The 11,723-nt window shown below is 67.6% G+C and carries 8 protein-coding genes; 3 read left to right on the top strand and 5 right to left on the bottom strand.

Annotated elements, in window-relative coordinates; translation table 11 throughout:
- The first annotated feature begins 204 nt into the window (after positions 1–204).
- Both ACZ6DT_RS16730 and mdlC read left to right on the top strand, forming a co-directional pair.
- A complete protein-coding gene (locus ACZ6DT_RS16730; protein WP_465595234.1) occupies positions 205–891 on the top strand; it encodes a copper homeostasis protein CutC in 687 nt (228 codons plus the stop codon).
- Between the two features lie 238 nt (positions 892–1,129).
- Positions 1,130–2,713, top strand: a complete 1,584-nt coding sequence (gene mdlC / locus ACZ6DT_RS16725; protein ID WP_465595231.1) for a benzoylformate decarboxylase — start codon at positions 1,130–1,132, stop codon at positions 2,711–2,713.
- A gap of 456 nt (positions 2,714–3,169) precedes the next feature.
- On the opposite strand, the gene ACZ6DT_RS16720 is transcribed toward mdlC, so the two are convergent.
- The 5 genes from ACZ6DT_RS16720 to ACZ6DT_RS16700 form a co-directional block, all read right to left on the bottom strand.
- A complete protein-coding gene (locus tag ACZ6DT_RS16720; protein WP_465595228.1) occupies positions 3,170–4,036 on the bottom strand; it encodes an ABC transporter ATP-binding protein in 867 nt (288 codons plus the stop codon).
- A gap of 18 nt (positions 4,037–4,054) precedes the next feature.
- Entirely contained in the window at positions 4,055–4,888 is an 834-nt protein-coding gene (locus tag ACZ6DT_RS16715; RefSeq protein WP_465595225.1) for an ABC transporter permease, read from the bottom strand.
- Positions 4,885–5,655 (bottom strand): ABC transporter permease, encoded by a 771-nt coding sequence (locus ACZ6DT_RS16710; protein ID WP_465595222.1) that lies wholly within the window; start codon positions 5,653–5,655, stop codon positions 4,885–4,887. The genes ACZ6DT_RS16715 and ACZ6DT_RS16710 overlap by 4 nt, the downstream gene beginning before the upstream one ends.
- An 8-nt stretch (positions 5,656–5,663) precedes the next feature.
- Positions 5,664–6,611 carry an ABC transporter substrate-binding protein gene (locus ACZ6DT_RS16705; protein ID WP_465595698.1) on the bottom strand — a complete coding sequence of 316 codons (948 nt, stop codon included), beginning with the start codon at positions 6,609–6,611 and terminating at the stop codon, positions 5,664–5,666.
- A 308-nt stretch (positions 6,612–6,919) separates the two neighbouring features.
- Positions 6,920–7,876, bottom strand: coding sequence for an ABC transporter substrate-binding protein (locus ACZ6DT_RS16700; protein ID WP_465595219.1), 957 nt, complete (start codon positions 7,874–7,876; stop codon positions 6,920–6,922).
- 725 nt (positions 7,877–8,601) lie between these two features.
- Between ACZ6DT_RS16700 and ACZ6DT_RS16695 the strand changes: the two genes are divergently transcribed.
- On the top strand, positions 8,602–11,709 hold the full coding sequence (locus ACZ6DT_RS16695; RefSeq protein WP_465595695.1) for a sensor histidine kinase: 3,108 nt from the start codon (positions 8,602–8,604) through the stop codon (positions 11,707–11,709).
- Positions 11,710–11,723 lie beyond the last annotated feature (14 nt).

Raw genomic sequence — 11,723 nt, 5'->3', positions numbered from 1 at the left:
GGGGGGGGGGGGGGGGGGGGGGGGGGGGGGGGTTTGCGTGGTGATGCGCAAGACGCAGAGGAAACCCGCCTCCGAGGGGGGTGTGGCGGGTGGGGGGGCGGGCCCCCCTCCCGAGCCACCGCGACGCACCCCTCGCGACCGCGTCCTGGCGACGTGATCGCGGCCGCGGGTTCACCGACAGACACTGAGCGAATTGGAAGGTCCATGAGCCCGAAAACCGGCCTGCTGGAAGTGATCGCGCTGACCGCGGCGGACGCGGAGCGCGCACAGGAGGGCGGGGCCGATCGCCTCGAACTGGTCAGCGACATGGCCAGCGACGGACTCACGCCGTCGGTCGAGACGCTGCGCGACGTACTCGCCGCCACCGACCTTCCGGTGCGGGTCATGCTGCGCGACAACATGTCCTTCGCCGCCGGCGACCTCGACGGACTCCGGGCGGACGCCGTACGGCTGATCGAGGCCGGCGCGCGGGAGTTCGTCTTCGGTTTCCTGGACATGGACAGCGAGATCGACGTCGACGCCAGCGAGACGCTGGCCAAGGAGCTCGACGGTCTGCCGTGGACCTTCCACCGCGCCATCGACCGCGCGCGGGACCCGTTGCGCGCCTACGATCAGCTGGCCGCACTCGGCTGCGACACGGTGCTCGCGGCGGGGCATCCGCACGGCGTGGCGCACGGACTTTCGGTCCTGCAGCGACTCGCCCGCCGTTCGGACGGGCCGCGCCTGCTGGTCGGCGGCGGCCTGCGGGCGCAGCAGGTGCATCTGCTGCGGGCGGGTGGAGTGGACGCGTTCCACGTCGGCGGCGCGGTCCGTCCCGGCGGTTGGGAGTCCGACATGGACACTGTGGACGTCGCCGCCGTGCGCGAATGGGCGGCGCTGGTCAAGGAGTAGGTGCGCGGGCGACCACCGCATTCAGAGGGCGAAACGCGGGCGGCGCCGCACATGCCGTGAAGGCCTCCTTCTCTGCCCTCAAGGTAGGCAAGGAGGCCTTCACGGACTTCTCGCGATCCGGCCGCGTTCATCGCATCGCGCCCAGGCGGGACGTACGCGCCGGGTCAGGTCCAGACCACGCACGGTGATATGAGGTTGCATCTTCAACTATCGGGTCTCGACGGGATAGCGTGTGGCCATGGCTACCCGCACCGTACGTGACGCGACCAGGGAACTGCTGCGCGATCTGGGCCTGACCACCGTGTTCGGCAATCCCGGCACGACCGAGATCGCCTTCCTGACGGAGTGGCCGGACGACTTCACCTACGTGCTCGCGCTCCACGAGGCGTCCGTCGTCGCGATGGCCGACGGGTACGCGCGCGCGACGCGGCAGGCGACGCTGGTGAACCTGCACTCCGCCGGCGGGGTCGGCCACGCGCTCGGGCATATCTTCACCGCGTACCGCAACAACGCCCCGCTGATCATCCTCGCCGGCCAGCAGACCAGGTCGCTGCTGCCGGACGATCCGTTCCTCGGCGCCGTCGAGGCGGCGAACTTCCCCAAGCCGTACGTGAAGTGGAGTTGCGAACCGGCCAGGGCCGAGGACGTCCCGGCGGCGCTGGCGCGGGCGTATCACGTCGCGACGCAGGCACCCATGGGTCCGGTGTTCGTCTCGGTTCCTGTGGACGACTGGGACGTCGAGACCACGAAACCGATCGTCTCCCGACCGGCCATCCGCGGCTTCGCGCCCGATCCGTCCGCTTTGGACGAATTGGTGTCCGCTTTGGACGCCGCCGAGCATCCGGCGATCGTGGTCGGCGCGGGTGTCGACGACGAGGGCGCCGTACCGGATCTCGTCGAGCTGGCCGAGAAGGTCGGCGCGGGTGTCTGGGCGTCGCCGATGGCCGCGCGCTGCTCGTTCCCGGAAGACCACCCGCAGTTCTTCGGTTTTCTGCAGCCGGAACGCAAAGCGCTCGCGAGCGCGCTGATCGACCACGACCTCGTGGTCGTCATCGGCGCCCCGGCGTTCATCTACCACGTGTACCGCGGCGAGTCGGAGATCTCGATGCCGCCGCTGTTCCTGGTCAACGCCGACGAGCAGGTCCTCGCCAGGGCCGAGGCGGGCACCGGCATCCGCGCGACGCCGAAGCTGGCGATCCGCGCGCTGCTGGACCGCGCGGCGCCGCGGGAGGCGCCGAAATCCCGTACCCGGATGGAAAAGCCCGCCGCGGTCACGCCGATCACGCCGAGCTTCGCCTACTCGGTGATCTCCGAAGTCCTGCCGGACAACGCGATCGTCGTCGAAGAGACCCCGAGCCACCGCAACGAACTGCACGACCACCTGCCGATCAAGTCCACCGACTCGGGCTTCTTCACCGTGGCCAGCGGCACCCTGGGCTACGGCCTGCCCGCCGCCGTCGGCGTCGCGCTGGCCCGCCCGGACCGCAAGGTCGTCGCCATCCTCGGCGACGGGTCGAGCATGTACTGCGTCCAGGCACTGTGGACGGCGGCGCAGCACAACCTGCCGGTGACGTTCGTGATCTTCGACAACTCGCAGTACGCCGCCGTCCGCATCCTCGGCGAGGCCGCGGGTGGCGAGAAGGTGCCGGGTGTCGACCTCGGCGGTATCGATTTCCCCGCGCTGGCGAAGAGTCTGGGGCTGGGAACGTCGGTCGTCGAAAAGGCCGAGGACCTCAAGACCACGCTGGAAGCCGCGCTGCCGGACGAGCGGCCGCATCTGGTGCACGTCCGCATCGACGCGAACCCGCGCACGCTGTACTGAGGTGCTGAAGTACCTGTAAGTACATGAAGGCCCCCTTCCTTGCGCTAGACGCAGGGTCCCGGCAAAGTCGCATAGCCGCTGGTCGGTGGCGCTTTCGGGGATCCGAATTGGACTTCCTACGAGAGCGGATGACAGGGTGCCTTGAGCGTCAAGTGTCCACAAAGGACACCATTCGGCCGCTGAATGTCCATTTGATGCTTTTATGTACGTTTTTCCACTGAGGTCGTGAGTGAAATTTAGGGCTAGAACCCTCTTTTTCACTCACGACCTGGTCAAAAAACGCCCAAATCGGGCACCGTAGCCCTGGAGGCGTCCTATGTGGACAGTCGAGAAAGATGTCAGGCGACTGTGACGAGCCCGCCTCTGTCACCGCAACACCCACTCGACCAGCGGCTATGCGACTTTGCCGGGGCCCTGGCGCTAGACGCAAGGAAGGGGGCCTTCATGTACTTACAGTCAGCTCTTGGCGCGCACCTCGGCGGCGTCGGCGGTGGCGGCGTCCTGCTGCGCGAGTTCGTACTCGGCCGCGTCGGCCGCGGCGGTGACGGCCTCCGGGGCGCCACCTTGCAGCAGCCGCGCGACCTCACCGCGCAGCGTCACGAACTCGGCGGACTCGCGAGTGGTGATCTGGTCCCGCTCCGCGGGCAGCCCGACCGGCAGATCCGCGACGATCTTGGCGGGTGACTTCGACAGCACCAGCACCCGGTCCGACAGGTAGACGCTCTCGTCGATGTCGTGCGTGACCACGAGAACCGTGCTCCCGTTCTCACGCTGCACGCGCCGGGTCAGGTCCTCGAGTTCGAACCGCGTCTGCGCGTCGACCGACGCGAACGGCTCGTCCATCAGCAGCAGAGCGGGACGGCTGGCCAGCGCCCGCGCGATCGACACGCGCTGCTGCATACCGCCCGAGAGCTGCCACGGGAACTTCGCGCCGACGCCGGACAGGCCGACCGACTCCAGCGCCTCCTGCGCCCGTGTCCGGCGCTCGGAGCGGCTCAAGTTACGCCACCGCAAGGGGAATTCGACGTTCTTCGCGACCGAGAGCCACGGGAACAGCGATCGGCTGTAGTCCTGGAACACCACGGCCAGATCCTCCGGCACGCCGGAGACGTCGTCGCCGTGCAGGCTGACGCGCCCGGACGTCGGCTTGATCAGCCCGGCGATGCAGCGCAGCAGCGTCGACTTGCCGCAGCCCGACGGGCCGACGATGCTCGCGAGCTGCCCCGCTTCCACGGTGAACGACAGATCGTCGACCGCGATGTGCGCTTTTTCTCCCGCACCGTACCGGTGGTTCAGCCCGGAGACTTCGAGCATGGTTGACATCTTGCTGACCCTTCGAAACTAGAGACGGCCGTTGCGGGTGGGCTGCCAGCGAAGCACTCTCTGCTCCACCGCGAGGAAGGCCGCGTTGAACCCGAAGCCGAGGAGCCCCAGCAGGACCAGCCACGACCACATGAGCGGGAAGTCGAACGCCTGCTGGGCGTCCATCAGGGACCGGCCGATGCCGTTGTAGGAGCCGACCAGTTCCGAGATCACCATCAGCAGCAGGGAAATGGACAGGCTCAGCCGCAGGCCCGCGAAGATCTTCGGCCCGGCGGCGGGCAGCACGATCGAACGCACCCAGTGCGACCGCGGGGTCCGGAACGATTTCGCGGTCTCGATCTTCACCTGGTCCACCGAGCGGACACCGTCCACGGTGTTGAGCAGCACCGGCCAGATCGCACCGAAGATGATCGACCCGGTCTGCATACCCGGCCCGAGTCCGAAAAGGACGATGAACACCGGGATCAGCGCGGGCGGCGGCACCGAGCGGAAGAAGGCGAACAGCGGTCCGACGTAGTCCATCCCGGTCTTGGACCGGCCCAGCATGACCCCCAGCGCGACGCCGAGGGCGCCGGCCAGCAGCCAACCGCCGAGTGTCCGGCCGAGGCTCGGCAGGACGTTGTCGAACACGGTGTCGGTGAGGAACAGCTGCGAGGCGGGACCGGTGAACCACAGTTTCGCCGAGGCGGACACGATTTCGGTCGGCGGCGGGAAGAACGGGCTTCCCGCGAGCCGGGCCGCGAGCTCCCAGATCCCGAGCAGGGCGAAGAACAGCAGCCAGTTGCGGACGAGGATGCCGATACCCCGGCCCACGCGCCTGCCGACGCGGCTGGTCAGCGTGAGGGTCGTCACGAGACCGCCTCCCGGTCGACCGTGCTCCAGCGGAAGGCCCGCCTGCCGATCATCTCGAGTCCGCCGTTGATGAGGAAGCCGAGCGCGCCGACCACCACGGTGCCCGCGAGCACGAGGTCGAACCTGGTGGAGCCGGTGCTGGCCTGCATGATGAAGTTGCCGATGCCGAGTTTGGCCCCGGCGAGGAATTCGGTGCTGACCACCGCGATCAGCGCGATGTTGGCGGACAGCCGGACCCCGGTGAACACGAACGGCGCGGTATGCGGCAGCGCCACCGACGTCAGCGTCCGGAACTTGCCGGTACCGCAGGCTTTCGCGGTCTCCTGCAGGACGGGGTCGATCTCGCCGAGCGCGTAGATCGTGTTGAACATGATGGGCCACAACGACGCGTACACGGCCAGCGTGATCTTCGCTTCGGGGCCGCCGCCGATCAGCAGGAGCACCAGCGGGATCAGCGCGACGGCGGGGATCGGCCGCAGGAACTCGATGACCACCGCGGTCGCGGTGCGCAGGCCGGGGATGCTGCCCAGCAGCAGACCGGCGGGTACGGCGATGGCGACCGCGATCAGCAAGGCGATCGCCCACGCGAGGAACGTGGCGACCAGGTCCCGGATGAACTGCGTCTCGCCGAACTGTTCGAAGATCGTCACGAGGACGACGGTCGGCGGGGGAATGAACTCTTTACGGACCAGGCCGGCCTGGACGATCGCTTCCCAGACGAGGAAGAAACCGGCCAGACCGGCCAGGGCACGGAGAAGTCGTGGCACCTTGACCTTTATCCAGCTTGAGGGGCGAGCATCGGAGCGGCGTCGAGCTTGGCGGTGATCACGCCGGTCTGCAGCAGCAGGTCCGGCACGCGCTGCAGGCGACGGGCGTCCAGAGTGGACCCGAACGTCGGCAGCGTGAGCAGTGAAGCGGTTTCGGCGTCGACCTTGGCGTACTTGACGATCATCGGTTCGATCTTGGAACGGTCGGCCGCGTCGCGCACGGCCTTGCCCAGCGCGCGCTGGAACGCGGCCAGCGTCTTCGGGTTCTTGTCCACGAAGGAACCGAGAGCGCCGAAGCCTGCCAGGGGGAAGTCCTGGGTGGCGCCGGTCGCGATGTCGACGACCGGGGTCGCGCCGACGACCTTGGAGGCCTGGGTCAGGAACGGCTCGGGCAGGTAGCCCGCGTCGACCTGGCCCGAGGAGAGCGCGGCGGCGATGTTGGGCAGCGCCATCGGCACCCACTGGACCTTGCTGGTGTCGACGCCGTGGTCCTTCATCACCGAGACGGTGAGCAGGTGGGAGGCGGTGTTCTTGTCGGTGATCGCGATCTTCTTGCCCGCGAGGTCGTTGACCGTCTTGACCGGGGAGTTCGACACCGTGACGACCGCGTTGCTCTTGGGGCTGGCCGAAACCGAGTCGGCCACGAGCCGGATGTCGGCGGCGCCCTTGCTCTTCGCGACGAAGAACGGCATGTAGGTGGAGAAGGCGATGTCGACCTCGCCACCGATCATCTTGGTCATCGCCTGCTGGCCGCTGGGGGCGTCGACCGCTTCCACCTCGAGACCTTCGGCCTTGAAGTAACCGGCTTCCTGCGCCAGCCGTAGCGGCGCGAGGTCGACGACGGGCAGCAGGGCCACCTTGATCTTCGGCTTCTCCAGCGCGCTGTCACCACCACCGGACGCCTTGGACGTGTCGTCACCGCCGAGGGCACCACAGGCACCCAACGTGGCCAGCATGAGCGCGCTCAAGGCGACGCCGACAGCACCTCGGCCTTTACTCGCACCACTCCTGCTCATGGCGTTTCGAAACAAAGCCAGCTCCTCGGAAACAATGAATCACCGTTGGGGTTTTTTCATCCGTGTCGTGGCTTCGATTCGCCAGGCACGCGGTCACCTTAGAGATTTGCCCACCTGCTCACAATGGGTGTCGTGAGCGGGTGATCATTTTAGGCCATTCGCCCGATCACCTGATCACCCGCTTGGACAACATTACTTTCAGTGATCGAATTACGGGTGGAACCGCAATTCGAAGTAACCGCGTGTCATCAACTGGTGGTCTGCGGCGCGATCATCGGACCGACGTCGATCTTGCTCTGGATGGCGCCCATCTGCAGGAGCAGGTCCGGGACCCGCTGGATGCGGCGGGGGTCCAGGGTGGACTGGAAGGTCAGCAGTGTGGTCAGCGCGGCGGTGTCCTGGTCGATCTTGGCGTACTTGACCAGCAGTGGCTCGATCTTGGAGCGGTCCGCCGCGTCCCGGGTGGCCTTCTGCATGGCGCGCTGGAAGGCGGCCACGGTCTTCGGGTTCTCGGTCACGAACTTGCCGAGCGCGCCGTAGCCCGCGGTGGGGAAGTCCTGCGTGGCCCCGGTGGCGGTGTCGACGATCGGGACCGTGCCCGCGGTCTTCGCGGCCTGCGTGATGAACGGCTCGGTGAGGAAGCCGGCGTCGATGTCGCCGTTCTTGAGCGCGGCCGCCATGTTCGGCGGCTGGACCGGCACCCACTGGACCTTGCTGAAGTCGACGCCGTGGTCCTTCATCACCGACTTGGTGAGGGTGTCGGACACCGTGTTCGGCGCGAAGATGCCGATCTTCTTCCCGGCCATGTCGTTGATGCCGCGCACCGCGGAGTTCGGCATGGCGATGATCGCCGTGCTCTTCGGCCCGGCCGACGAGGCGTCGGAGACCAGCTTGATGTCCGCGGTGCCCTTGCTCATCGCGATGAAGAACGGGGTGTAGCTGGCGTAGGCGATGTCGACCTCGCCACCGATCAGCTTGGTCAGCGAGATCTGACCGGTGGCGGCGTCGGAGATCTCGACGTCCAGCCCTTCCGTCTTGAAGTACCCGCCGTCGTGCGCCAACCGCAGCGACGCCGTGTCGATGGTGGACATCGACGCGACCTTGATCTTCGACTTCTCGAGGTTCCCGGAGCCGCCGGAGGAGGACGAATCGTCGCCGCCGAGCAGGCCGCAGCCACTGACCGATACCGAAACGACGGCCGCCATCGCGAATGCGAGGGCCCCACGCCGGCCAAAGCTGACGCTCAAGGCCTTCTTCGAGCTTGCAGAGCCAAGCAAGTGGTGCTCCTGAACAAGGGAGGACACGTGACGACGTGGCCTGATGTGGAATTCGGAAGTGACTCTTTGTCGAGTCACGGGCTCACTGTAGAGAACAGGCACACTGCTCACAATGGGTGGTCATCCGATGATCCCAACTAGTGACGATCACCCGAACAGGTTGTTTGTCAGAAGTGAACACAACTGGGCGTGTTCGTGCCGGGGACTTGTTGACAACTGAGCGCCAACGGGTCAAGACCCGTCCGGGGTCTTCTTGCACGTCTTGACCGAAGGGTTACATCTGGCCCGCCCGTTCGCTACCCTCATGCACCGGTAGTGAGGTGTGGACCACTGATGTAGTGAAAGAGAGTGCCTTGGATGGCCGAACGCTCTGGACCTTTCCCGAGGTGCAAGGCACTCTGTGTCAAACACGTTGAACACGTCCGTGCTTCACTGGTGCGTGCCCGCGCACTGGCGGGTTGGGCCGAATAGACCAATGGCGTCAGGCAGGGTTTCGGTCAAGTGCACTTGAGAGACTGCGGCAAAGAAGACTTCCTCATTTCCAGGAGTGGACACGCACGCCGTGCGCGCCCCTCCCGGGTGACGGGAGTGTGCGGGTAGTGGTCTCCGACAACCGACCCAGACAGCAGCAGTACGGCCAGTTCGAGAACGGCATGTCCAAAATGGGCTTTCCCGGCCCGGATGAAGATGATGGTGGTGCGGCGGTGCCGAACGAAGACACCGCGGGGGTGGGAGGGGCCCCTGCGCGGGATACCGGAGACGGTCCTGGCGGGAAGGCCGGGTCGTTCCTGGGCCTGCGTCACTGGCGTCTGCGATCGAAGCTCGCGGCCGTTCTGATCATCCCGACGCTGACCGCGCTCGCGCTCGGCACGCTGCGCGTGATCGACGACAGCAGCGAGGCGGCGAGGTTCCAGGACACGGCCGATCAGGTCGCGTTCGCCGACAAGATCACGCTCGTGGTGCACGAGCTGCAGAGCGAACGCGCGCTCGCCGTCGCCAATATCGCCTCCGATGACCCGTCGCGCCAAGCCGGTCTCGACTCGCAGGTCGCCAAGGTCGACCGCGCCGTCGACGACCTCCGGGCTTCGGCGAACCAGATCAACCCGGACGATCAGGACACGAGGGACCGCTACTCGCGTGGTCTCCAGCGGCTCGACGCCCTGCGCCCGCTGCGCGGCGCGATGAACACTTCGCTGCTGAGCGACACCCCGGTCCTCATCGCCTACTCCGGCATCCTCGACTCACTGGTCCAGCTCGGTCGCGAGGTGACCACCGCGGTGGCCAACCGCGACGTGCTCCGGCTCGGCGTCACCGTGCAGGCGGTCAGTGAGAGCAAGGAGTTCATCGCCCGCGGTGACGCGGCGCTGCTGATCGCCTCCTTCCGTTCCTCGTTCCCCGGCGACCTGTTCGACCAGGCCCGTTCGGCGGCCGCGAGTGGCGACGCCTCGACGGCGGCCTTCCTCGCCAACGCCAGCCCCGAACAGCGGCAGCTCTACTCGGACACCTTCTCCGGTCCGGAGGTCGACGACCGCCGCCGGATCACCACGATGGCGTTCTCGCTGCACCAGCAGAACGAGCCGCCGTCGATCGACAACGTCGCGCTCGGCAACGACAGCCGCGTCGCGCTGGACAAACTGCGCGCGGTCGAGACCAATCTGCTCGGCCAGCTGCGGGCACAGGCCGACGAACTGGCCACCGACGCGATCAACTCGGCCTGGATCGGCGGCGCGATCGTGCTGCTGGCCCTGCTCGCGGCGCTGTTCCTGATGCTCGTCATCGCCCGCCTGATGCTGCGCCCGCTGCGGGTGCTGCGGAAGACGGCGCTCGACGTCGCCTACACACGGTTGCCGGAAACCGTGCAAGCCATCCTGGACGACCCGGACCCGGTCAACGCCTCGAAGCGGTCGGTCGAGCCGGTGCCCGTCACTTCCCGTGACGAGATCGGTGAAGTGGCGCGGTCGTTCGACGTCGTCCACGCACAGGCCGTCAAGATGGCCGCCGAACAGGCCCTCCTGCGCGAGAACGTCAACGGCATCTTCGTGAACCTGTCCCGCCGGTCGCAGCGGCTGGTGGAACGCCAGCTCGGCGTGATCGACCGGCTCGAGGCCGACGAGCAGGACCCGGACCACCTGGCCAGCCTGTTCGAACTCGACCACCTCGCCACGCGGCTGCGCCGCAACGGTGAAAGCCTCCTGGTGCTCTCGGGCGCCGGTCTCGCGAAGTCCGTTCCCAAGCCGGTGCCCGCCGCCGACGTCATCGGCGCCGCGGTGTCGGAGATCGAGCAGTACGCCCGGATCGAGATCGGGATCGTCCCCGAGGTCGCCGTCCAGGGCCTGACGATCCACGACCTCGTGCACGTGCTCGCGGAACTGCTGGACAACGCCACCTACTTCTCCGAGCCGGAGACGAAGGTGACCGTCCGCGCGGTGATCACCCGCAAGAAGGCGCTCGCCATCCAGGTCACCGACCACGGTGTCGGCATGACCGAGGAGCGGCTCGCCGAGGTCAACCAGCGCCTGGCCGAACCGCCGGACCTGGACGTCTCGGTGACCCGGCGGATGGGCCTGTACGTGGTCGCGCGCCTGGCGCGCCGCCACGGCATCGAGGTCCGGCTGCGGGAGAACGAGGACATCGAGGGCGGCGTGATCGCGCGGGTCGTCGTGCCCGCCGAGCTGCTCACGCACATCCGGCCCGGCGTACGGAACCCCCCGCCGCCGAACCGCTCGGAAACGTCGATGCCTTCGATGCCGTCGGCGTCGGAGATGTCGACTTCGCTGCCGAACATCCCCGCTTCCGACCGCGGCCTGGAGATGACGCCGCCGCCGCCGTCGAAGCCCCCGACTTCGCAGCCGATCGCGCAACAGGGCGGGCTCGTCCCGCTCGACCAGCCGATCAGCCTCGACGACCTGGTCGCGGGCAAGAACGCGGCCGGACCGTTCCTCAGCCCAGCGGCCCCCGCCGACGACACCCCCGCGTGGCCGACGGCCGAGGACATCTCGCCGCCGAACGGCGACGGTGCCTCCAGCGGCACCGAGACCCAGTTCGCGTCGCTGGTGCTGCCGAAGCGGGAGCCGAAGTACACCCCGGTCGAAACGCCGAACAGGTACGAGGAGTCCGGGGAGTCTTCCGGCTCCGGTAAGTCGGCGCTCGACGACGACGTGCCCACCCGGCGGCTGCCGATCTACCAGTCGGTGCTTTCGCGGTGGTTCAGCGAAGGCGACGAAGCCGGCGGCGACACCCCGACCACCTACACGGAGCCGGTCGAGTCCGACCTGCCCGAGCGGACCCGCGACGACGGCTCCGATACGGCGGAACCCGTACCCGAGAGCGTTTCCGAAGAGGCATTGCCCACTCGGACCCCTCGCAGTGTTCCGCCGGAGTCCGTGCTCGGAGACAATGGCTGGCGCAGCGCGTCGGACGACGGCTGGCAGGCGGCCCAGGTCCTGTACGAAGACCGGAACGACGAGATCACCCCGGCGGGCCTGCCCAAACGGGTGCCGAACCAGTACCTCGTCCCCGGCTCGATCGGCGGGAACGAGCCCAAGAAGGAAGACTCGTTCGCCGACAAGACCTCCGGAATGCCGGGAACGGGTGCGATCGCCCGCTCGGCGACGGCGGCGAGGAGTCGGATGGCAAGCTTCCAGCAGGGCTACAAGTCGGGACGGCACGCGTTGAAGGAACGCCCGATCGACGCGCTGGATGACAACGGCGTTCCGGTGACCGGTGGAGGTTCCTCCGCCGATGACAGCAGTAAGGAGTGACAGTGACACGGGCG

This window comes from Amycolatopsis sp. NPDC041971 (assembly GCF_055588925.1).
This window is presented reverse-complemented; position numbering and strand designations above follow the sequence as displayed.

Excerpts from the sequence above, each read along its gene's own strand:
- ACZ6DT_RS16730 (WP_465595234.1), top strand. The coding sequence starts at position 205 with ATGAGCCCGAAAACCGGCCTGCTGGAAGTGATCGCGCTGACCGCGGCG.
- mdlC (WP_465595231.1), top strand. The coding sequence starts at position 1,130 with ATGGCTACCCGCACCGTACGTGACGCGACCAGGGAACTGCTGCGCGAT.
- ACZ6DT_RS16720 (WP_465595228.1), bottom strand. The coding sequence starts at position 4,036 with ATGTCAACCATGCTCGAAGTCTCCGGGCTGAACCACCGGTACGGTGCG.
- ACZ6DT_RS16705 (WP_465595698.1), bottom strand. The coding sequence starts at position 6,611 with ATGCTGGCCACGTTGGGTGCCTGTGGTGCCCTCGGCGGTGACGACACG.
- ACZ6DT_RS16700 (WP_465595219.1), bottom strand. The coding sequence starts at position 7,876 with ATGGCGGCCGTCGTTTCGGTATCGGTCAGTGGCTGCGGCCTGCTCGGC.
- ACZ6DT_RS16695 (WP_465595695.1), top strand. The coding sequence starts at position 8,602 with ATGTCCAAAATGGGCTTTCCCGGCCCGGATGAAGATGATGGTGGTGCG.